This is a genomic window from Vibrio sp. OPT18, assembly GCF_015163615.1.
GTDB lineage: Bacteria > Pseudomonadota > Gammaproteobacteria > Enterobacterales > Vibrionaceae > Vibrio > Vibrio coralliirubri.
In genome coordinates, this window is the sequence record NZ_JADDYK010000081.1 from 85,232 (window position 1) to 107,977 (window position 22,746).

21 protein-coding genes are annotated in these 22,746 nt (G+C 44.3%); 7 read left to right on the plus strand and 14 right to left on the minus strand.

Annotated features, from left to right (window positions below; genetic code table 11):
- Nucleotides 1-683: L-threonine 3-dehydrogenase (gene tdh / locus IQQ51_RS27480; RefSeq protein ID WP_228013102.1), on the minus strand; the 683-nt coding region annotated here is incomplete at its 3' end.
- 110 nt (nucleotides 684-793) lie between these two features.
- Complete coding sequence (locus IQQ51_RS21235; protein ID WP_193842060.1) at nucleotides 794-1,987, minus strand: glycine C-acetyltransferase; 1,194 nt, start codon at nucleotides 1,985-1,987, stop codon at nucleotides 794-796.
- 368 nt (nucleotides 1,988-2,355) lie between these two features.
- On the opposite strand from IQQ51_RS21235, the gene IQQ51_RS21240 reads away from it, so the two are divergent.
- A complete protein-coding gene (locus IQQ51_RS21240; RefSeq protein WP_081090199.1) occupies nucleotides 2,356-3,108 on the plus strand; it encodes an EAL domain-containing protein in 753 nt (250 codons plus the stop codon).
- Between the two features lie 20 nt (nucleotides 3,109-3,128).
- Here the strand turns inward: IQQ51_RS21240 and IQQ51_RS21245 are convergent, their stop codons facing one another.
- Nucleotides 3,129-3,941: a helix-turn-helix transcriptional regulator gene (locus IQQ51_RS21245; protein WP_061038434.1), complete on the minus strand. Its 813-nt coding sequence runs from the start codon at nucleotides 3,939-3,941 to the stop codon at nucleotides 3,129-3,131.
- A 173-nt stretch (nucleotides 3,942-4,114) separates the two neighbouring features.
- Here IQQ51_RS21245 and IQQ51_RS21250 point away from each other — a divergent pair, with 173 nt between their 5' ends.
- The gene (locus IQQ51_RS21250; RefSeq protein ID WP_193842061.1) at nucleotides 4,115-5,047 is read left to right on the plus strand and encodes a LysR family transcriptional regulator; all 933 of its coding nucleotides are present in this window, start codon (nucleotides 4,115-4,117) and stop codon (nucleotides 5,045-5,047) included.
- Nucleotides 5,047-5,430, plus strand: coding sequence for a VOC family protein (locus IQQ51_RS21255; protein WP_193842062.1), 384 nt, complete (start codon nucleotides 5,047-5,049; stop codon nucleotides 5,428-5,430). Before IQQ51_RS21250 ends, IQQ51_RS21255 begins: the two co-directional genes overlap by 1 nt.
- A 74-nt stretch (nucleotides 5,431-5,504) precedes the next feature.
- Here the strand turns inward: IQQ51_RS21255 and IQQ51_RS21260 are convergent, their stop codons facing one another.
- The 4 genes from IQQ51_RS21260 to IQQ51_RS21275 form a co-directional block, all read right to left on the minus strand.
- Nucleotides 5,505-7,040, minus strand: a complete 1,536-nt coding sequence (locus tag IQQ51_RS21260) for a PepSY-associated TM helix domain-containing protein (protein ID WP_193842063.1) — start codon at nucleotides 7,038-7,040, stop codon at nucleotides 5,505-5,507.
- A 112-nt stretch (nucleotides 7,041-7,152) separates the two neighbouring features.
- On the minus strand, nucleotides 7,153-7,503 hold the full coding sequence (locus IQQ51_RS21265; protein ID WP_048612954.1) for a hypothetical protein: 351 nt from the start codon (nucleotides 7,501-7,503) through the stop codon (nucleotides 7,153-7,155).
- Nucleotides 7,504-7,806: 303 nt separating this feature from the next.
- Nucleotides 7,807-8,202, minus strand: a complete 396-nt coding sequence (locus tag IQQ51_RS21270) for a cytochrome b562 (RefSeq protein ID WP_017059534.1) — start codon at nucleotides 8,200-8,202, stop codon at nucleotides 7,807-7,809.
- 144 nt (nucleotides 8,203-8,346) lie between these two features.
- The gene (locus tag IQQ51_RS21275) at nucleotides 8,347-9,093 is read right to left on the minus strand and encodes a phosphatase (protein ID WP_193842064.1); all 747 of its coding nucleotides are present in this window, start codon (nucleotides 9,091-9,093) and stop codon (nucleotides 8,347-8,349) included.
- A 320-nt stretch (nucleotides 9,094-9,413) separates the two neighbouring features.
- Between IQQ51_RS21275 and IQQ51_RS21280 the strand changes: the two genes are divergently transcribed.
- Nucleotides 9,414-12,437 (plus strand): HD domain-containing phosphohydrolase, encoded by a 3,024-nt coding sequence (locus IQQ51_RS21280; RefSeq protein ID WP_193842065.1) that lies wholly within the window; start codon nucleotides 9,414-9,416, stop codon nucleotides 12,435-12,437.
- A 42-nt stretch (nucleotides 12,438-12,479) separates the two neighbouring features.
- Here IQQ51_RS21280 and IQQ51_RS21285 read toward each other — a convergent pair whose 3' ends face one another.
- Nucleotides 12,480-13,505, minus strand: a complete 1,026-nt coding sequence (locus tag IQQ51_RS21285; protein ID WP_193842066.1) for a DMT family transporter — start codon at nucleotides 13,503-13,505, stop codon at nucleotides 12,480-12,482.
- A gap of 91 nt (nucleotides 13,506-13,596) precedes the next feature.
- On the opposite strand from IQQ51_RS21285, the gene IQQ51_RS21290 reads away from it, so the two are divergent.
- Complete coding sequence (locus IQQ51_RS21290; protein ID WP_193842067.1) at nucleotides 13,597-14,544, plus strand: LysR substrate-binding domain-containing protein; 948 nt, start codon at nucleotides 13,597-13,599, stop codon at nucleotides 14,542-14,544.
- Between the two features lie 36 nt (nucleotides 14,545-14,580).
- Nucleotides 14,581-14,901 carry a heavy metal-binding domain-containing protein gene (locus tag IQQ51_RS21295; protein WP_004730185.1) on the plus strand — a complete coding sequence of 107 codons (321 nt, stop codon included), beginning with the start codon at nucleotides 14,581-14,583 and terminating at the stop codon, nucleotides 14,899-14,901.
- Between the two features lie 106 nt (nucleotides 14,902-15,007).
- Here IQQ51_RS21295 and IQQ51_RS21300 read toward each other — a convergent pair whose 3' ends face one another.
- Together IQQ51_RS21300 and IQQ51_RS21305 are read right to left on the minus strand one after the other, a co-directional pair.
- Nucleotides 15,008-16,264 (minus strand): peptidoglycan DD-metalloendopeptidase family protein, encoded by a 1,257-nt coding sequence (locus IQQ51_RS21300; protein WP_193842068.1) that lies wholly within the window; start codon nucleotides 16,262-16,264, stop codon nucleotides 15,008-15,010.
- Nucleotides 16,265-16,425: 161 nt separating this feature from the next.
- A complete protein-coding gene (locus tag IQQ51_RS21305) occupies nucleotides 16,426-17,265 on the minus strand; it encodes a tetratricopeptide repeat protein (RefSeq protein WP_050633120.1) in 840 nt (279 codons plus the stop codon).
- A gap of 276 nt (nucleotides 17,266-17,541) precedes the next feature.
- On the opposite strand from IQQ51_RS21305, the gene IQQ51_RS21310 reads away from it, so the two are divergent.
- On the plus strand, nucleotides 17,542-18,057 hold the full coding sequence (locus IQQ51_RS21310; RefSeq protein WP_081090200.1) for a cytochrome b: 516 nt from the start codon (nucleotides 17,542-17,544) through the stop codon (nucleotides 18,055-18,057).
- A gap of 77 nt (nucleotides 18,058-18,134) precedes the next feature.
- Here IQQ51_RS21310 and IQQ51_RS21315 read toward each other — a convergent pair whose 3' ends face one another.
- The 4 genes from IQQ51_RS21315 to IQQ51_RS21330 all read right to left on the minus strand — a co-directional run bounded on the left by IQQ51_RS21315 (nucleotide 18,135) and on the right by IQQ51_RS21330 (nucleotide 22,711).
- Nucleotides 18,135-18,569, minus strand: a complete 435-nt coding sequence (locus IQQ51_RS21315) for a hypothetical protein (protein ID WP_193842069.1) — start codon at nucleotides 18,567-18,569, stop codon at nucleotides 18,135-18,137.
- Between the two features lie 98 nt (nucleotides 18,570-18,667).
- Nucleotides 18,668-18,934: a hypothetical protein gene (locus tag IQQ51_RS21320; RefSeq protein ID WP_017082440.1), complete on the minus strand. Its 267-nt coding sequence runs from the start codon at nucleotides 18,932-18,934 to the stop codon at nucleotides 18,668-18,670.
- A 235-nt stretch (nucleotides 18,935-19,169) separates the two neighbouring features.
- Complete coding sequence (locus tag IQQ51_RS21325; protein ID WP_193842070.1) at nucleotides 19,170-20,954, minus strand: ABC transporter ATP-binding protein; 1,785 nt, start codon at nucleotides 20,952-20,954, stop codon at nucleotides 19,170-19,172.
- Entirely contained in the window at nucleotides 20,948-22,711 is a 1,764-nt protein-coding gene (locus IQQ51_RS21330; protein ID WP_193842071.1) for an ABC transporter ATP-binding protein, read from the minus strand. Before IQQ51_RS21330 ends, IQQ51_RS21325 begins: the two co-directional genes overlap by 7 nt.
- Between the last annotated feature and the right edge of the window lie 35 nt (nucleotides 22,712-22,746).

The following is a 22,746-nucleotide window of genomic DNA, read 5'->3' on the forward strand; positions in this document are numbered from 1 at the left end:
TCAGACATTACGTCTTCAAGCTTCTCTTCCATCACGTTTACTGCGCGAGTCACACCCATTTTCTTAGCAAGATCTAGGCGGTACTCGTTTACATCAGTGATTACAACGTGACGAGCACCAACGTGCTTAGCAACAGCTGCAGCCATGATACCGATTGGACCAGCACCAGTAATTAGCACGTCTTCGCCTACTAGGTCGAAAGAAAGTGCTGTGTGTACTGCGTTACCAAACGGGTCAAAGATTGAAGCTAGATCGTCAGAGATTTCTGCAGGGATCTTAAATGCGTTGAACGCAGGGATCACAAGGAACTCAGAGAACGCACCAGTGCGGTTAACACCAACACCTGTTGTGTTACGACAAAGGTGAGTACGGCCGCCACGACAGTTACGACAGTGACCACATGTGATGTGACCTTCGCCAGATACACGGTCGCCGATTTCAAAACCACGAACTTCTTGGCCGATGCCAACCACTTCACCCACGTATTCGTGACCTACTACCATAGGTACTGGGATTGTGTTTTGTGACCACTCATCCCAGTTGTAGATATGTACGTCAGTACCACAAATTGCGGTTTTCTTAATACGGATAAGAAGATCATTATGACCCATTTCAGGTTTTTCAACCTCGGTCATCCAAATGCCTTCTTCAGGCTTAAGCTTAGAAAGTGCTTTAATTTTCATAATGTTACCTAGTTCATCTCGCCTAACTGTAAGGCGAGAATCAAAAATCTATATATTCTACTGGGTGTTGCTCTATCTAATTAAAGGATGCTCGTGGCATCCCTTTAAAATTAGATGATACCCATGTCTTTACCAACTTGAATGAACGCATCGATTGCGCGGTCTAGTTGCTCACGAGAGTGTGCAGCAGACATTTGCGTACGGATACGAGCTTGACCTTTTGGTACTACAGGGAAAGAGAAACCTACAACGTAGATGCCTTTCTCTAGTGCGCGTTCTGCGAATTCAGCCGCTACTTTTGCATCACCAAGCATGATTGGGATGATTGCGTGGTCAGCACCGCCCATAGTGAAGCCAGCTTCTTCCATGCGAGTACGGAAGTGAGCAGAGTTTTCCCATAGTTGAGTACGTAGGTCGCCAGATTCCGCAAGAAGATCTAGAACGCGGATAGACGCAGATACGATTGCAGGTGCAACAGAGTTAGAGAATAGGTATGGACGAGAACGCTGACGTAGCCAGTCGATCACTTCTTTCTTACCAGAAGTGTAACCGCCTGAAGCGCCACCCATTGCTTTACCTAGCGTACCAGTGATGATATCGATACGGTCTACAACGTTGTGGAACTCGTGAGTACCCGCGCCGTTTTCGCCCATGAAGCCCACTGCGTGAGAGTCATCAACCATTACTAGTGCGTCGTACTTGTCTGCAAGGTCACAGATAGCAGGAAGGTTAGCCACTACGCCGTCCATTGAGAACACACCGTCAGTTACGATTAGTGTGTGACGAGCGCCCGCTTCTTTAGCAGCGATAAGTTGCTGCTCTAGCTCTTCCATGTTGTTGTTCGAGTAACGGAAACGCATTGCTTTACACAGACGAACGCCATCGATGATAGATGCGTGGTTTAGTGCGTCAGAGATGATTGCGTCTTCTTTACCTAGAATTGTTTCGAACAAACCAGCGTTTGCATCAAAACAAGATGTGTAAAGGATAGTGTCTTCTTTACCTAGGAACGTAGAAAGCTTTTGCTCTAGTTCTTTGTGAGAATCTTGAGTACCACAGATGAAACGTACTGAAGCCATACCAAAGCCGTGCTGATCCATACCATCTTTAGCTGCTTCGATAAGAGCTGGGTGGTTAGCAAGGCCTAAGTAGTTGTTTGCACAGAAGTTTAGTACTTCTGCACCAGTCGAGATAGAAACCGCTGCTTTTTGTGCAGAAGTAATAATGCGCTCAGACTTGTAAAGACCTTCTTCTTTAACTTCTTCGATTTGAGTTTGAATCTGTTGGTAAAATGCAGAAGACATTGTCTCATTCCTTCCTAGTTATTATTTTGCAGCATCGCGCGCCGCTTTATGTAGGGATGTAAACGATCTCAACACGATCATTTACACTGTAAAACTTATACCTATATTCTAGTTGAACATCCCCTTTCCGATTATCCCTTTAGTTGGAAAAACATTAGTGAATTACAGGCACGAATAATAGTTCATCCCAGTGACACAGGGCACATTAACGCCCTTCACTTGCTCTTTTAAACGCCAAATCACCTTTAATTTCCGTCTAATTTCGCTTTCATATCAAATCTCAATCTTTCATCTCAAAACGATATAGTGATGAATGCCCGCTTCTCTCAGAATGCGCACCAGCAACGCCGCTATACAAATGAAACACGATGAGAAGAGAAACCAAACACATGAACCTATCAGACCACATCATTCAAGAAGCCTTCGAAAACGACTGGCACACCTGCTTTTATCAGCCAAAGGTTGAACCTAGTATCGAGAAAGTGACTGGTGTTGAAGCGCTGTTTCGTTTAGATATTCCAGAAGAAGGGATTTTCTCTCCAGGCGTGTTTATTGATCGTGCGTTTGCATTGGGTTATGAGGAAGAGATCTTCTTTAGTGTTCTTGAGCAATCACTGACAGAAGTAAAATCTCTCTCATCTCACTTGAACTTAGCAGTTAATATCAGCAAGAAGGTGTTGGCTAACCCTGATAACGTAGAAAAGGTTCGTGAATTACTTTGGAATACGTCGTTCAAAGCAAAGCAGCTTACTTTTGAACTCAGCGAAAACGATCAGTTGGATGACCAACTTTGTGAGCAGATTAAACGCTTTCAATCTCTTGGCATTAAAATCTCAATCGACGATTTTGGTATTGGCTATTCAGATATGAATAAAGTGATGAGCCTTAATGTCGATGAAGTGAAGTTTGATAAATCAATCGTGAATAGCGCAGAACCAGCACGTTCGGACTTGGTGAAGCGCACGTTGGCGTACTGCAAAGAGTCTGGAATTGAAACCGTGGCAGAAGGTGTTGAAGATACGGATACACATCAACTCGTCCACCAGCTAGGTTTTGATAGCTATCAGGGCTTTCTATATTCAAAGCCACTGCCTTTGACTGACCTTAGACTTGTCATGTAAGAGTGCGAACTCAAGCAAGGTTAACTTAAGACAAACTCGACGCTTTTCTTTTTCTGCTTAAGGTCATGATATCGAATGCATTTGAAGTAAATATCGTGTTTGTTTTGGATGTTCTGAGAGAATGGGTTATTCACCACTTTCTTTATATCAGCCTTGAAAAATGGCATGCCGAGTTTGCTCATGTACGGCTCTAAGTAGAGATCATAAAGAAACTGGGACATTGCAGGGTCAAGAGTCGGAAAACGAAATTCAGTGCCAGCCAAATTATCTGCCATGTAATCGAAGATCTTACGTCGGATCACGACGCTGACTGCACCAACACTGCAAAGCATTTTGCTGAGGCCGTCGTAAACCACATGCCCGATAATGACGCCCTCGAACAAGAAGCAAAGCACCTGCATATCTTCTTTTCTCACCCCGAGATACTGAGCAACCTCGATAAAGTCTTTGCCATAAGTTTTGAGGTGCATCCCTTGTATAGACTTAATCCTTTTCGCAGGAAGCGAACCCATGTTGTATGACTCTACGCTGGTAACCTCATAGTCGTAACCGATCTCGGCACTAAACGGACGTTCCATATTCTTGGTTGCAGCTTTGACTTGAACCATCTCTTCCACTGAAAAGTCATACTCCACCTGAAAGAAGCTTGCGATACCAAGGCGACGAACAAAACTAGGCAATGTCTTTGCCCTTTCCCACTGGCTCACCATCACCTGATTAACACCGGAAAATGCTCGATGAGAATGGGAAAGTAACTCTGCAAATTCTTCTTGAGAAATTGAGGTTGCTTCGCGGAGCCTTTTTAACTCTTCTGAAAAATTCTCTTTATTCATCGGTCACTTACCTAGCTTTTTTATCAGTGTAGTTCACTTAAGCTCGTTAATAAATGAAGCCTTCAACATCGCCTTACCACGTCAGTTAATTAATGAAATTGATTCACAAATCAAAGTAAATCGCTCACAATTACCATTAAGTTCATCGTTGAAACTCGCTTAACTGGATACTTATGATTAACCCAAAACTCATCGCCCTGCTTCCGGATCTCGCCTCGTTCATTTTGGTGGTTAACGAAGGTAGTTTTACGGCTGCAGCAAAACAGTTAGGCGTGACACCGTCAGCCTTGAGTAAGCTCATCACTCGCTTGGAAAAAGCGCTATCGGTGAAACTGTTTGAGCGTACCACTCGTACCCTTATCATCACGCAAGCGGGTCAATTGGTTTACGACCAGAGCGTGGTGATGATCAACGCAGCTCAACAAGCCGTTGAACTGTCTACCTCAGACCATACCGAACCTGCAGGCTCGATAACGGTAGCGGCGCCTGAAGCCTTCTTGAATTCGGTTTTGCAGCCTTTTATTGTGCCTTTCTTAAATCAGTATCCAGAAATCCAACTTAAGTTAAGAGCGGCTGACGGCGACATCGATATTTTGCGTCAAGGCATCGACATCGCTTTCCGCCTGACCGATAAGCCCGACGAAAGCTTAGTATTGAAAGAGTTAGGCAAAACTAACCTAGTGTTGTGTGCAAGCCCTGAATATTTAGATGCCAAAGGGATTCCTCACCACCCTACCGAGCTGTCTGAACACGACTGTTTGTATCTTGCAGAGACAGACAAAGATCACATTTGGGATTTTCTTAAAGATGATGAATTTCACACGGTACCCGTCACTGGGCGTTACGCAGTTAACCACTCGCAGATGCGACTGAAAGGTGTGAAAGAAGGCCTAGGCGTCGGTATTTTCCACGACTTCGTGATTCAAGATGCGTTGGCTGAAGGGTCTGTAGTACAAGTGTTGGAAGATTGGACCATCAAGAGTAATTACCATGGTGCGATTGCGATGCAGTTTGCTCAAACCAAGTACATGCCCGCTCGATTGCGTGTATTCATTGATTACGCCATGGAGCACTTAGGTGACAAGTTGGCAGGAGAAATAAACTGATGCTGAAAGGAATACACCACGCGGCCATAATCTGTTCAGACTACGAATTGTCGAAACACTTTTACACTGAGATTTTAAAACTTGAGATCATTGCAGAGAATTATCGTGAGGCTCGCCAGTCGTACAAGCTTGATTTAGCGCTACCTAATGGTGCTCAGATAGAACTATTCAGCTTCCCTAACACACCAGAAAGACCAAGCTTTCCGGAAGCTCAAGGGCTGAGACATTTGGCCTTTTGTGTTGATGACGTTCAACATGTCAAAAGCTACTTGGAAGAACAAGGCATTGAAGTCGAACCGATTCGAGTTGATGAATTTACGGGGAAATCATTTACGTTTTTCGCAGACCCAGACGGCCTGCCGCTAGAGCTTTATCAAATTTAAAGTCTTATTAATAAACAAACACCTTAATAACAAAACAGACCTTCTCAAGTCGAGAAGGTCTGTTTGTGATTCAATTAGCTCAACGCCGTTTTGAACTTCTCAACACGTGAGAACAGTAACCAGTCCAAGAGCATCGCAGCCACAATCGTTGCTCCCGCCAGTGGAAACAGTACCGAAATAACCACCACCGTCACCAAGCCAGCTTTCCATAAGCCTGCATCACCAAACTTAGGTGGTGTACCGAGCTTGCGTTGGCCTGATGGTCTGCGCATCCACCACATCACACCGCCAGTCACTGACACAACGATGAACGCCAAGCAAAACAAGGCATTTAGAAGCTTATTGATGATACTAATGTCACCTTGGTGCAGAGAAATACCAACAGCTAGCGTCTTGGCAATGAAGTTGTAATCTTGCCATGTCACTTCACCCAGAATACGGCCTGAGTATTGGTCTAGGTGTGTGGTGCGATCTTGAGTTGGATCGATGATATCACCGCCCATAGTATTGGCTGTCACCGTGTAAACACCCGTTTCTGAACGTGGGAAATTCACCTTGTAATGCGTGAAACCAAGAGATCGTGCTTTCTCAATAACATCATCAATCGCGAAACTGCTCGCCGCAATGACATGTTGAGAGTGGTCTTCTCCCATCTTAGAGTGATCATGAGGTTCAGACGCCTCTTCCACATGATGAACGTGTTCTGCTGGCTTATCTTGAGACAAAGGCAATGGTGTTTGCTCCAAGTTCCAAGGGAGCTCTTCTTCTGAACCATGGTTGAGGGAAGCATGCGTCTTATCTGATAATGGAATATCGTCCCACATTTGAGCAGGGAAAGTGCTCCATGCTTGAACAAGCTTACCGCCCCAAAAACCTGTCCATGCCAATCCAGATAGAATAAACAACAGCAGAATAAGCGATAAGGTACCACCGATGTTCGCATGCAGATCACGCATGAGAACACGTGGCCCGGATGACACTCTCAGCTTGAGAAAACCAGCACGGCTCGCGTTGCCTCTCGGTAGCCATAAATAGATACCGCTGATAAGAAGCAGAATAGATAAACTGATTGCCACTTCAATCAGGTAATCACCCCAATCACCAGTCAACAAAGTGCCGTGAATATCATTTGCCAGTTGGTACAGGCTATCGCTGCGTGGAATTTCTCCGACCACTTCGCCAGTGTATTGATTTACCGTGGCGAAAACAGACGTTCCGTCTTCAAGTGATACCGAAAAGCGGTTAGCGAGATCAGGCGCTTTGCTCGGAACAAACTGCGTAACAGAACCTTGTGGGTATTGAAGTTGTACTGCAGCTAACTGTTGTGACACTTTAATCGGCTCGCCCGATGCAACTATCTCGATCGCATCGTGGTGAAAAGCTAACTCGATCTCATCATCAAACAGCATCACCAAGCCTGTAATGCTCAACATTAACATAAACGGGATAACGAATAGCCCAGCATAGAAATGCCAGCGCCATGTGAGGAAGTAGAGAGTTTTATTGTGGTCTTTGCTTTTTATACTGGTTTTCGAACCGGTTGTTGCACTGCTTTTAGACTGCGAAGTTGCTTGTGCTTTCGCAGGGGTTTGAGATTCATTTCTCAACATTATTATTTCCTTTGACACACGCAAACATACCTTCCGAAAAATCAGAAAGTAACTTGAGCATGTTTAACTTTACTTAATACTTTATTTTTTTAATTATTCTAATGGGTTAGGTTTAAGCAATAACAAAGGGAGGGCCGCGTGGGGCTTGCCTCGTGTAGCGTTCGCTTAGAGCCAAAAAAGCGTAGCTGTCGGAGACAATAGAACTCAGTCGAGTTGTCAGTAGTGTAGTGGGAAGTTCATCTTGGTGGAACGTGGAAAAATGGCTAAACGGACACGGCTTTCCTTTATGAGTATTAGGTTCACCTTCTTCAATTTGAACCAGTTCAAAGCCATTGACCGTACATAACGACGCCCATACTCCCGCACTATTACCATGAGCATTGATAACAGGCATTAATGTCACTAGCGCCCAGCTTAATGCTGTTGCAAGTAACATGGAGAAGTTGAACGAGGTTCGGCGCATTATTCCAAGTCTTTATAAATTTCCCTTATTATGAGGGACTTGGAATATAGGTAAACGTAAAGATTAACAGCAAGTTAAAAAATTGAAGCTAACGCACACTCTTTTTCGTTAAATACTGGTTACAACACTAAAACTAAGAAAGTAATACTCATCTCTTTTCAGCAGACTTTCAATAAAAGAGACAATAAAAAACGCCGCCTTACACCTTCCTCTAAGGAGGGGAATGTAAGGCGGCGTTTTAGAAATCGAATCTTGAAGTTTTGCTCTTTGTTACCTATCGAGCAAACTCAATTGATTAACGAATTAACCGAAGATCTTGCTCCAGATGCTTGGGTTACGCTTCTCATGGTACTCTTCACGAAGGCCGTCAATAGTACGAAGTTCTTGCTGTGCCGACGCTAAGTCACCTTGGTCTAGCTTCTGCTCAATGCTATCCAGTGATGCACTGATCTTTTTGAAGCCTTCCATGAAGTTGTCTTCTTTCTCGACTGGGTAAACACCCGTTTTCAACTCTGCCACTAGCGTATCTAAACGAACGATAGGCTTTTGCATCTCTTCAATGCTTTGAGCTTCTGCCGCTTGTTTGAACGCAAGCTTCATTTCTTGCATGTTTTTCTTAAGGTCTACATTAGCAAATGCGTTGCCAGACAATACTGACGCAGCGATTAAGCCAGATAAAAGGATTGAGCGAGTTTTCATTGTTTCTCCAAGTGAAGCGGTGTCTTTGAAGTTAGAGCCATCATTACTGTGGCACTTCGACTTTATTATTTTCGGCTAGTGTATACAAAAATCTGTCAGGCACAAAAATTGATTGTGTCGAAATGCAAACCCGCCGACATTCTCTTAAACAAGAGCTGAGTATTCTGGGATGTCATTACGACCGCGCAAGGCCAAAAAGGCTAGGAATTGCTTTGGCGAATGGGTAATTACTTTACTCGAATCGACACTCACTTCATCTAACAATGCTGCGACTAAGTCCAAGCCACCGACATCTAAACAGAAATGCGCATCGCTGCCTGTTGTAATAAATGCGCCCTTCGCTTTCGCTATTCTTGCAATCTCATAGCAGCGGTCAACACTGCCAACTCGGCTATTGCCTTTGAGTGTGGTGTTATTGATTTCAATCGCCACGTTGTTCTCAACCGCACATTGAATAACGGCTTCAAAATCGAAATCAAAATTAGGATTGCCTAAGTGACCAAGCGCATCAATTCGACCGCCCTTAATCACATTCACGAGAGCCTCTGTATGGGTAGCGACATCCGATGGACGAAAAACGGGCTCGTGGAAGCTTGCAATCACCCAATCCAGATTCTTATCAACGCTCGGATGAATATCAATTTCACCTTGCGTGTTCATGATGTTCGACTCAACACCACGGATGATGGCAACCTCTTCGATAAAACGAGGAAGTACACGTTGGTTACTGAAGAACCAATAGTGAGGAGCGCCCGGCATTGATTCTGAATGGTCGGTGGTACAAAACATGGCTAAACCATTTTGCTTTGCCGACTTGGCGTTTTCGATCAATGTGCTGTAAGCATGACCACTTGCGTATGTGTGGGTGTGAGTATCTACTTTGAGTTCCATGAATCAATGCCCTCTTCGCTCGGTCAAAATACGTTTTTCAGAAAGTAACTCTGAATCTCTTTCAGGAAAAGAATGCTTCAGAAAATGAGTGCCTAATGGCAACAATTCGACCAGTTTATCAGCTGAAAGTGACAATTAGCACCCAACCATAAAGGTTTATTACTGGTTCATTTACACAACACAAGAATACGTGGCTAACCGAACCAGCCAATGCTTGGTCTTATCTAAGTCGAACCGTACACACTCGGTAATTGCGCCAATTTTTTGCAACCTACCCAAGTTCGTCAATACTTAAACCAGTCTACAAACTGGAGTGTTAGATGAGAAGAAGACGATATCCGCTGAGTATCCACATCACTAGCCTTTTCCTAATTTTGACAACACTTGTCGGTGCGGTATTGATTTCGATAAGTTATCGGCACTCTCAAGAGCTGCTGTTAGGCACAGTGCGCGAGATCAGTAATGAGCATCGCGACAAGCTGGAATCAGTATTTAAACAAGCCATTGCCCCTGTTATCACAACCTTAAATGTGATGGCGGTGAGCCCGTTTGTTGCTCATCAAACTTCCGCTGTCGAAAAAGACTCTTGGCTTGCTTCGGTCGATATCATCTTCAAACAAAACACCAATTTGGTCGCTCTATTTTATGGTTCTGAAGATGGTGACTTTAGAATCTTTCGTCCATTAAGCACCAATAAACAGAGAGCCGAAAACAGCGCCCCCGCTAAAGCGACCATGATGGTCAGCAGCACCAATCTAGACGGTGAAAACTTTATTACCTACCTTGATGGAGCACATCAAGTGATCAGTACTCGACAAGCAGAGAGTAAGTTCAACCCCACCACTCGCCCTTGGTTTCGTAACGCAAAGCCTGACGGCTCAATACAACTCTCTGAGCCCTATCTGTTCTATTTCCTGCAAACCAATGGCATTACACTCTCTAGGCGTTCGGCCGATGGCAAGCATGTTGTTGGTGCCGACTTTACATTGAGTTCGCTCTCTTCTCAGATCAGTGAATTAGCTTATTCTCCGCAAACCCGACTCGCCCTGTTCGATCAACATTTTAATCTTCTCGGTCAGCATCAACTTGAGCTATCAATACCCAAGCCTAACTCCCAGCCTGATGACACAAGTAAAACTGAGCAAACGAACAACCAAACGCCGGGAAAACTCTCTGGCAGTGAGCAAGACCAAAGCTTCTTTAATGTGCCCAAACGTGAACAGATGGAAGCATTGAAAGCGTCCGTCATCGCGCCGCTTATCTCTGATGAAGAGAAGTTTAACCTCAATCTAAAAAACGTTGAGTACAACTTAAACACTTGGGCACTAACGCTAACGCCCGTTCAACTGACTCAAAACGTCACCTTATATTTGGCAGAAGCGACGCCACACAATGAACTGCTTGCTGATCTTATCTCGATGCGAGACAAGCAAGTTGCGGTCGCGATTGGGATGCTGTTCATCTGCTTCGCTATCGTATGGTTTGTTGCTAATCGCTTGTCTCAGCCACTCAATACGCTGATGCAACTCACCGACAACATCGCTCGGTTCGACTTCAGGCGTACTCACTATCCCAAAAGCATGATTCAAGAAGTGGCTAACCTCGCCCATTCAATTGAGCTGATGGAACACACGCTACATGATCTGATTACCCTACTTCGAGACACGGCCGGGAATCAGGAGTTTTCGATCTTAGCTAAGAACATTGCGCATCAAAGCTATTTAATCACCAAAGCAGAAACCATTGTCCTTTTCACTCAGTCCAAAGAGAAAGACGTGTTTGATACGGCGGCCAACCTTGCCATTCTGCCTTTTAAAGCCGATATCAATGACTTCATCAAACACACGCCTTGGTTGCTGTGTCAGCTTAAATCTGGTGAGACGATCCATTTAAACCGAGAAGACAATGTTCTCAACTATTATCAGGATTCGATCTTCAATTCAGACCTGTACCTGTTTCCACTGTTAAACAGAGAAAAGTTGTTGGTAGGGATTGTGGCAATTGGCTATGAAAGACCTATCACCAAGATGCAAGCCGATAAGCACGCCTTTTTACGAGAGCTGCTCAGCTTTGCGGAAATAGCGAAAGACAACATCGACCAAATGCAGCAACAAAAAGACATGCTTAATGCCTTTATCGAGCTCATTGCTTCGGCGATTGATACCAAGTCACCATACACGGGCGGGCATTGCCAACGAGTGCCTGAGCTCACCAAATGGCTAACTCAAGCAACCATTGATGATGACCGCTATTACCCGCAATTCTCATTGGACAGTAAACAGTGGGAAGAGTTGATGCTCGCCGCTTGGCTTCATGACTGCGGCAAGGTGACCACGCCTGAATATGTGGTAGACAAGGCAACAAAACTGGAAACCATTTACGACCGAATCCACGAAGTGCGAATGCGTTTTGAGTTGTTGAAACAGCAAGCGGAAACCGATTACTGGAAAGCCATAGCGAACGGTGCGCTACAAGAAGAACAACTCAAAATACTCGAACAAAGCCTGTCTGAACTGGATGAGGAGTTTGCCTTTGTTGCGGAGTGTAACCTTGGTGGCGAATCTATGACGGAAGAGCAGCTAGAACGCTTAGATCAAATAGCCAAACGCCAATGGAAACGCACACTGGATGATCAATTGGGGCTATCTTGGTCTGAAAAAGAGAGGTTCAACACTCCAAAGGATGGGGTTGAGAAAGAGAGAACGGAACCAACAAGTCAGGAAAAGGGTTTGCCTGTTATGGAGCCCCTACTCGCAGACAAACCCGAGCATAAAATACCTTGGGACAATGGCTTTAACCCTGCTGATGTATGGCAAGAAGCGTTTGTACTTAAGCCCGGAGAAGTTAAATACAACCAAGGTGAACTGCACAATTTGAAAGTACGCCGTGGTACGTTAAACGATGAAGAACGTTTCATGATCAACGATCATATTATCCAAACCTTCACCATGCTCAACAAGCTGCCTTACCCATCTTACCTTCAAAACATTCCAGATATCGCTAGTGGACACCACGAGCGTATCGACGGTAAGGGCTACCCAAGAGGCTTAAACGAAGACCAGTTACCTCTTCCGTCCAGAGCGATGGCAATTGCTGATGTCTTTGAAGCGCTAACCTCTAGTGATCGCCCGTATAAGAAAGGCAAACTCCTCAGCGAATCACTCAACATCATGACCGACATGGCGACCAGCGGTCATATCGATCCCAAGTTGTATCTACTGTTTTTAGAAAACAAAATCTACGACAAATACGCTGAGCGATTTCTAGAAATGAACCAACGCTGCGAGATTGACCCGCACGAACACATCGACCGAGTAAAAGAATACATACGCTCATTGTTCTAAATTTTAAGCTAACCATTCAGAGGATAAGCCATAGCTCAATGGTTAGCTTTTAGCTGCCGAGTCCAATACCGCAACGTCCACTACAGTCGCTACAGCCACTGTGGTGTGCGATTTTTGTTTGGCTTTCGCCTTGCTGTGTCTTTTTGCCAGCAATGTATTGGTGATGCTCGCCACGACAATCAGGTTAATACCAATCATCTGCTGAGTAGAAAACACATCATCAAAGAACAAGCCCTGCCAAAGCGCGCTAAACAGCATGTTAGTAAAAATCAGTGGTGCCAATTGGGAACCGCTGTCTGCCAGCTTATACGCCTTAGAACGGAAGATTTGGGTATTGATAGTAAACAGTGCAAGACCAAGAGCTCCAAGAGCAATCCAACGTAAATCGTCAAAAGACAACAACGCCGACAAGGTACCTTTCTCTGCACTTTCAAGCACATCAGGCACTGCAGAAAGTGAAGTAAACACCACCATTGGGATCACAATGATTGCCGCGACTAAAAAGGTCCACGCGTTAAGCTCTGCTGGTGTCAGGCTAGTTTTAGACGCTCGGTACAAACTCACTTGCGAGCCAGAATTAAATCCCCCCGCGAGAAGTCCAAGCAGAAGTGCAGGCCTAAAGAACTCCGAACCCAACTCAAACTGCGACCAATCCCCTGCCATCATCACTACGCCAACAAAGGTGACAGCTAAACACACGATCGTTGTTGTATGAATCTTGGTTCTAAATATTAACTTTTCTAACAATGGAATAAACAGAGGACCAGTACTGAACAACACAACCCCTTCAACCAGCGTTAAGGTTTGCAGTGAAGTAAGGAAACACCACTGACACGCCACCATAAAGATCGCCCGCATCACCAAAGGTTTCCACATTTCTCGTGTCGGCTTGCTGATTTTGTAAAAGGTCAGAAAAAGAAATAAGAACAGACTGGGTAACAAAAAACGCACGAAACTGAGTAACGAAGTGGGCATCACTTCAGATAGATACTTGGCCATCAAGCCACTTAAAGACAAACTGAACGTCGACAACAACATGAACGTCGTCGCCTTGGTAATATCAGACATAATTATCACCTCCTATGACATCTATTTTAGAGGCGTGACGTAATGAAAAATAGCGAGTAATATTAACCATAACTGTAAGGAAAACTTACCAATGAAAAAACTCGTTCCGCTTAAATCCGTTTACGCTTTCATTGCTGTCGCTGAGACTGGCAGCATGACTGACGCCGCTCGGGTGTTGTATGTCAGTCACTCTGCGGTAAGCCAAGCAATAAAGTCGTTAGAACAGCTGGTCAACAAGCCTCTATTTCAACGAGTCGGTCGTCGTGTTGTTCTTAATGCCGCCGGTAAGCGATATTACCGAAAAGTCGCCCCAGCGCTTGAGCAAGTGATAGAGGCAACCGAAGAGCTTGCCAGAACGCCTAACGATCACCGCATTACCCTCAACATGGTCAATTCGCTCGCGATGCACTGGTGGATCCCACGAGTTCCCGACTTCCAAGCTTTTGCTCCCTCACTTGATATCCGTATTTCGACGCTAACTGGCCCTTTCGATATTGAACAGGAAGGGGTTGATGTTGCGCTTGTACATGGCAAACCCAACGAGTGGGAGCAATATTACAGCGAGAAACTGGGCGATGATGATCTGGTCTTGGTGTGCAGCCCTACTCTATTAAAAAACCAGACCGGATTGAGCGTCGAGCAACTCGTCAAACAAAACCCGACCATTGGCGTTTTTAACCCCAGGCGACAACACGACTGGCAAGTGTGGTGCGACAATTACCAAATCCCAATGCCCACGTTCCATAGCAATCTGACGTTCGATGTCTCCATTCAAGCGGTGCAAGCTGCAATTCGTTCACTAGGTGTATTAGTAACGCATCGCTTGTTTGTGAAGGATGACATCAGCCATGGAATGCTCGTTGAACTGGGTAAGCCGGTTGCTAACCCGCATCAAGATTTCTACTTTGTTTGCCCGAAAAACAAATTAAAACAAGAAAGTGTGCTAAAACTGAGAACATGGTTAAGACATGAATTCACACGCTCAGAGACAACACTGGACGGTGACGCTCAAGAGCAAGACCAAACTATCAACCAATAAGCGAGTAACAGCTCAGCAAGCTTACAAGAGGCCATTATGATTATTACCACCACACAATCAGTCGAAGGCAAGCGCATTGTCGATTACAAAGGGGTTATTGCCGGAGAAGCTATTCTAGGGGTGAACGTTTTCAAAGATATGTTTTCAGGAATTCGTGACTTTGTGGGTGGACGTTCTGGCACCTACGAGAAAGAACTAGAAAAAGCACGTAACTACGCATTCAAAGAGTTAGAACAGAAAGCGATTGAAGCCGGTGCCAACGCGGTGGTGGGTGTCGACATCGATTATGAAGTCTTGGGTACAGGTAATGGCATGTTGATGGTGTCTGCTAGTGGCACTGCGGTGGTGGTTGCTTAACTGAATCACTCGCTAAATCGTGTGATTACCAAGAAAAACGCCCCTTAGCTAAATCGCTAACTAAGGGGCGTGATTATATGCGTTGCCAAGTTAGATTTAAATATCTCTAACTCGCGCGATCTGTGTGCTCAGAGCGCATGGCATCAAAAGAGGCAATTCGAGCCAAAAACTCTTTTCTATCTTTAGGCATAATTGAGCTTGCCATTGGTAAGTTAGCCTTCATCGCATCGACGGCGCGACCACGAACCAATACCTCAAAGTGCAAGTGCGGGCCAGTAATACGACCAGTAGCACCCGATAACGCAATTTTCTGACCTCGCTTAATTTGCTGACCTTTCTTAACTAAGAAGCGGCTCAAGTGAAGATAACGCGTCGTATATACGCTGTTGTGTTCAATCACCAAATATTTACCAGCATACGGGTGGTCACGAAGTGCCACCACACGACCATCACCTGTTGAGTAGATAGGTGAACCAACAGGTGTCGCAAAGTCGGTACCATTGTGCGGTGAGATTCGCCCAGTTACTGGGTGTCTTCGTGTCGGATTGAACGAAGAAGTGATTCTTCGGAATTTTCTGTCGACTGGGTATCTATCAAAGGCTTGCTCTAGACTATTTCCCTCTCTGTCATAAAAAAGACCATCTGGTGCTAGAAAAGCTGCGACTTCTCGGTTTCTTAATTGAATAGAGATACCTTGAATTTCTGTTTTGCCCGTTAGGTGATCATCCGTGTACTGCTCTTTGACCAATACATTAAAGCTGTCATCTGCTCTCAGCTCACGAGCGAAGTTAACTTTATCTTTCAACGTGCGAGTAATATTGGCTATCTGAGCTGTCGTCAGCCCTGCTTTGTATGCCGATGTTGAAAAGCTACCGTGGACACTACCCGCATAGAGTTTTTCTTTCCATTCGCCTGGGATCTCGTGGAATTTATAGGTAAAGCTACCATCATCGTTTCGAGTAAAAGCAGCTTGCTCAACCAGACTCTCGTGATAAATCAGCTCCACAAGCTGTTTTGATTCACTATCCAAAAGCAACTCTAGATGGTCACCAGGCTTTATTGTGTCGAGTTTCAAAGACTCCAGATCCGCTTCCATCACCTTTTGAACGGTTCCATAAGGCAGTTGCCATGACGAAAAGATGTTGCTTAGTGTATCGCCAACTTTCACAAAATAATGGACTTTAACCAAAGAGTTGGGAGTCGCTTGCGAGTCGATAGCTGCCTCATCATTCGGTTGAGAATCTTGATAAGGTGTTATTTTTATAGAGATTTCTGGTGCTGGTTCGGAGTGAAAAGAGAGCAAAGCAGCAAGGGAAAATGCGCTGATCGCAGTAACGATCAGACCAATACGGAGGAACTTCATAAAATACTTAGCGGTTATAACGAGGAACTTAGAAAGTGTTATAACATAACAATTAAATCAAAAAAATAAATGAAATGTAAGAAACCATAGCGCAATAGGTGTGAAAGTATGGTGAGCATGCAAAGCCCACCACCTTAGTTAACACGGATCTTTACCTAATATTACTCTTCACGAAGTGCTTCGAAGCGTTCTAAGCCGCGCAGCATCTCAAAGTCAGGTTCATCAGCTAATAGCTCTCGCATTGAACCACTGGCTTCGATAGAGCGCTCTAAGTCATCGATCGCTTGACCTTCAGCACCTAACCTTGCGTAAGCACAAGCACGTTGATACAAGGCGTGAGCGTTTTGATCGTCCACTTCCAACACGCGATTACATAAGCTCATCGCCCAGTGGTATTCCTGCATGTCCATTGCGGCATCAGCTTTGTAAGTTAGTGCTTCCAAATCACCCGGGCGGACTTTTAAGATCTCATCGTAGATTTCAATTTTTTGCTCGGCAGTTTGAACATTCTGAGCCCTCAACCACAAGTTGTGAATCTCATTGATGATTTCGATTTCTCGGTTGTTCTCTGAGATGATTCGAGTCTTGCGCTTAAGATCCCTTTCAAGAAGGTTAAACTTCTTCTCATAGTCTTGGGCAATGTCATTGAGTCGTCGATCTGCCATCTCTTTAGTGGTGTGTTTCAACTCTTTTAGCGATTGCCAACCCACCAGTGCAATTAGGGAGGCAACACCGGCAATAATGTAGAAGAAGTAGGTTACGGTTACATTGGCGTAATTCAGAGACTTGTCTGCCACAGTCAGTTCCCGGTCAGTCATCTGAATGGTCAAGCGTCTTTCAAGATCCTGCTGTTCCATTCGAAGCTGCTTCAACTCATCCAAGATATAGCGTTCCATCAGCGGTCTATCCAAATACTCTTGTTCCGAGTACTTAACCTCTTCGCTTGCAAAACTCATCGAGCTGAACACCGAGATAACTGCAATCAATAAGATTCGAAGCATTATACATTCCTTATATATTTATCTTTAGACTTACTGTATCTCGTAATAGGCATACAAGCTAGGAAGTCGACAAGTTTGCTATGTCCATATTGGAATTAACACTCTAAAACATCATTGATAATTATAAAACACCTGAAGCAACATCATTAATTTCTAAATTATAAAAATACCGCGTAATACTGTTCTATATAATTAATTCGCGATGCGAATATACCGAAAATTGATTTATTGCATCGAGATGAATCTTATATTAATAACGATCAGAACGAGGTTAATTTGAATAATCCACGATACGATTTAGTAAGCCGTGTACTACACTGGGTAATGGCTTCTGTAATCATCTATGCAACAATCGCAGGGTATGTGATGCACTATGTCACCAGTCATCCAGAGCTGTTTTCTTTTCTGTCAGTGCTCAACATGTCATTGGCGACCGTTGCGACGCCACTGCTTGTGGTTCGTTATATCTGGAGCCACTTTCGCTCATCGCCAAACATGCCAACCTCTGTGCCTGAAGGGCAAAAATGCGTTGCCAAGCTTGCACACTCTTTGATGTATCTTGTGATGTTTATGGTTTTCAGCACCGGCTACTTAATGCTAAAAGAACCGTACTCTTTATTTTGGTTAGTGAGTGTAAATAATCTAATTACCGACTCTGCAATCAACGGCTTCTTTTTCTATTTACATCGTGCCAGTTGTATTGCCCTAGCCTGTTTAGTTGTTCTTCATGTTTGTGCTGCACTTAAACACCACTTTGTCTCTAGGAACTATGTATTGAAGATGATGCTCTAGATTCAGAGAATTCAAGACGGTTTGCACAAACAAAAAAGCCATAGCATGTTCGCTATGGCTTTCTTCTTTCAATTTGATTACTTGTTGTGAGTATCTATCATCACTTGCCAATATTCGCATTTGGCTAAGAACTCTTTTAAATAAAGTTCTGGGTTAGCAAGCTTCTCACCGCCTTTAACATCAGCGCCAGTCACACGCCAAAATCCACGAGTCACAAGATTTCTGTGGTAGATAAAGTCGTTAATTTCGTTTGTTTTTAACGGAAGCTGTTCACCAAAGGTTTGATCGTACAAGCTCAACGTAGCAGCTTGCTCACTTGGCTTCTCCCTTAAAAAGGTATCCAAATCCAAACCTAATAACTGTTGCTGCTCTTTAGATAGGGCTTTAGCTAATTTAGAGATCACACTGAACAGAGCCAACTCAACTTTTTGAGACGCTAATAACGATGCACCTAAAAGCGCATATTCATTGGAAATGTGTTGTTCTGTTGATGAAACGGTTGCTGTTGTCACTGTGTTAACCTCAAATAATCATAACGGGTGTTACTGAACTGGATAGAGTCTTTTCACTAAGCTGAATCTTATTCTTGTCATTAAGAAGAATCTTACAGTTAAGCAGAGTCTTTCAGCAGAACACGGTCAGCATCAATAATGGTGAAGCCCGATGCATCTTCATTCTTTTCGACTTGCACTAAACCTTTAAAACCAATCTGCGACAACTTCTTCGCAAGGTGATCCGGTGCTGTTTCAAAAACAACATTCATAAAAGGTAAAGACTCAGCATCAACAAAACCATGCTCGTTAAACAGTTCCATTGCTTGAGATAAATGGTCTGAGTCGGTTAATTCGATAATTTCTACAACTTCTTCCAACAACATTTTCGATTCCATATTCGCAAGAAAGTGACTGACACAAGCCGGTTCTTTTTGCTTGCATACATCCCGATGCCCGTAGACACCCCTTTAGTAGTAGGGAGATCATAACATATTAATAATCGTAAAATATGTTTTATTTTCCCTAAGCTACTGGGAATACTAGAAAAGAATAGAAATTGGTGAAACATAAGCAACACCAATTCATAGTATCGATAACGGTAAACCTGATTTGAGGCGATCAGGCGATCGTTGCTTGAGAGTCGCTTGTTTCTACAATCGATTCTTGTAACAAGCCAGCATAAATACCATTGTGCGCCACCAGCTGTTGATGATTACCTTGCTCAACAATTTCACCCTTTTCCAACACCAAAATCGTATCTGAGTGACGAACGGTACTCAAACGGTGTGCAATCGCAATCACGGTTTTTTCCTTGAAAAGGCGCTGCATTGCTTTTTGAATCAGGTCTTCGGTGATTGAATCTACCGAACTGGTCGCCTCATCAAGCATCATCAATTGACCACCCTGCGCAACCGCTCGAGCGAACGAGATAAGCTGCGTTTGCCCTACAGACAAGTTAGAGCCGTTCTTTTCCAAGTGGAAGTCATAACCTTGTGGCAATTGTTCAATAAACTTATCGGCATAAACATAGCGCGCCGCCTGTTCAACCTCAGTTCTAGATAGATGCGTTTTACCCAGCGCGATATTGAATTGGATGGTCTCTTCAAATAAGTGCACGTCTTGCATCATCATTGAGAACAAATGAGCCGAGTCTTCACTTGAGATCTGTGACAGCTCTATTCCATTCAACAAAATGCTGCCTTCATAGTCTTGGTAGGTTTTAGAGATCAGACGCAGAATCGTCGACTTGCCCGAGCCCGTCGAACCCACAAGCGCGATTTGATGCCCTTTCTCCAATACAAACGAGACATTCTTTAGAACGTAGGGAGAGTCGTCTTTGTAGCGGAAGCTTACGTTCTTAAACTCTAGGCTCACAAACTGTTCAAGCTGCTTCTCAACCTTGTTAGATGACAACAGGTTGCGCCCTTCTTCTTCAGTCGGCTCAACAAACAGTTCTTCAATATGGTCAAACGCTGCAAATGAACTCTGAATCGAAGCGATCTGCGAAGTAAAGTCACGAATCGGAACAAACACTTTCTCTAAGGTGTTGATGAACGCAATCAGCACACCCAAGGTGAGCGCCCCTTCTAACACTTGCTCAGAGCCATACCAGATCATAATCGCGATGGTGATTGAGGTGATGCCAGAGATAAACGAGAACAAAATCGCATCGTATTTATTGATCTTCTTCTGCGCTCTTAAAAACTCATCGGTATAGCCTTGGTAGCGTTGTTCGACTTGCTCTTCCGCTCGGTACATCTGAACAGTTTTCATACCAAATAAGACTTCTTGTAAAAAGCCAATACCGCGAGCCAACGAAGAACGAGTCACCTTATAGAGAGCACGAAGTCGGTTTCTCACATACACCGTCAAATACATCACTGGCGGCATAATGATCAATACAATCATCGTTAACTGCCAATCAATGAAGAACATCATCACCAACAGAGCAATGGTATTGATACTGTCTTTAACTAGCCCTACAACCGACTGAACAAACGTCTCGCCAATGGTTTCCAAGTCACTGGTTAATCGTGAGAGCGTTACCCCAATCGGTGTGTTATCAAAATAGCTGCGCGGTAGTTTGAGCACACGAGCAAACAACACTGAGCGCATGTCAGTTATCGTGTATTGCCCGGTTTTACGCAGGTTGTACGAATAGGTGGTATCCACCACATAGCTCGCCACCAGCACGGCAACGAGATAGAAGACGTATTCGAGCAGACCATCCATATCCCCATGACTCAGGTGAACATCGATCACTTGAATGATCAGCCAAGGGAACAACAAGCTCGTGATGACAGAAAGAGGAAGCATAGCGATACCCAGAATCGCAGAGCCTTTGTATTTCTTAGCAAACTTAAAAAAGTGCTTGAGGTACTCGAGATCAACACCTTTTAACATGCCACTGCCTCCGTTTCATTCTGCTGTAGTTGCCATGTATCGTAATAGTAATCACAGGTTTTCAATAACGTGGCGTGGTCGCCCTTCGCGATCACTTTCCCTTCATTCAACACGATGATTTCATCCATATATTCAAGGGCATTAACGCGGTGTGAAACCACAAGAACCGATTGATTTTCTAAACGCTTAAACAAACCTTCTAAGATCTTACGTTCTGTTTCATAATCGACAGCCGATAGAACGTTGTCCATGATGATCAGATCGGTGGGTTGCAATAAAGCACGCGCAATACTTAAGCGCTGCTTCTGACCACCTGACAGCATGATACCTTTCTCACCGACTAAGGTTTGATCGCCGTGTTCAAAACGCGTCACATCACTGGCCAACTGGCTGAGCTCTAGCACTTCATCAACCTGACTCTTTGCCAAATCCGTATCTAGGCTACCAAAGCGGATATTATCTTCGACGGTTGCTGAAAACAGGTAAGGGTCCTGAGTCACAGTTTTCACGTAACGGCGCAAGTCACTGCGTGAGAAGCTAGTGACATCTCTTTCACCAAGGAAAACAGAACCTTCTGGTACATCCAAGTGATGATTTAAGCAGTTCACTAACGTTGTTTTACCCGCTCCGATTCCACCTAGCACACCCACTTTCTTACCTGCTGGAATATCAAAGCTGATGTCATCGAGAATCACGCGTTCTTCACCTGAATAGCTGAAGCTGAGGTTGCGAACAGAAAACGTTTTTCCCTTTAGCGATTCAACATCTAATTCAGTCAGCTTATCTTCATCAAGCTCTGGGACTTTGGCATTAAGAATGGTTTGTGCACTTTGAATACCCACCATGCCACGCTGATAAATGGTCGCGATTCTGCCAAGCTGCATCAATGGCATAGCGAGCAAAACTGAGTAAGTCAGAAAGGCGGTAATCTCACCAAGTGTGAGTTCCTGTCTCATTAACATGTAGCCACCAAGCCCAAGAATGATGATTTTCATCAGGTCATTGGCGTAGTCGAGTACTGGCATAAAGAAGACTTGAATTCGTGTAATTTTAAGGCGGCACTCAAGCAATAACTGGTTCAGCTTTTCAGTTTCGGCTTTCACCCAAGGTGACATCTGCTGACTCTTAATCAAGTCAATCCCAGATAGGTAACTCATTAGCTGAGCAGACAGGTTTTGTAGACGCTTCATGTGCTCTAAATGCAGCGTTTTCATACGCTTGAAGCCCACACGGAAAATCACAAAAGCAATTGAGATAGGAATGATCGAATACAGTGTGAGCTCTGGCGATATGCGCCACATGTAAAGAGGCGTCAGCGACAACGCAAGCAACGCATTAAAGAACTGCAAGAAGCCGACACCAAACAGCAGTCGAATGCCACTCAGGTCATTGTTGATAATCGAGATCAGTCGGCCCGAAGCAAAGCGTTCGTGAAAGCTGCTCGGTAAGCGATTCAGCTTTTGTAAAAGAGTACTTTTTAGCGCAGCCTCTGTAATTCGCCCCGGATTAAGCGCATAAATACGAGACAAAATTCTCACCACTACCATGGCAACCGACATACCGACCACAATCCAAACATAGGTTTGAAGCTGTTGGTGGCCAGTTGAAGAGGCATCATCAATCAAATCTATCGCCAATTGGATATAGCGAGGGATCTCTACTTGTAACCAGTTGACGAGAAAGATGAACACAATCGCCAATAAGTACGAGGTGCGATTCATGCGCAGATAATGGGCAATAAACTGTCTTTTATTCATAGTATTCTTTGTTTAGGGCAGGCTCACAGCGAGAT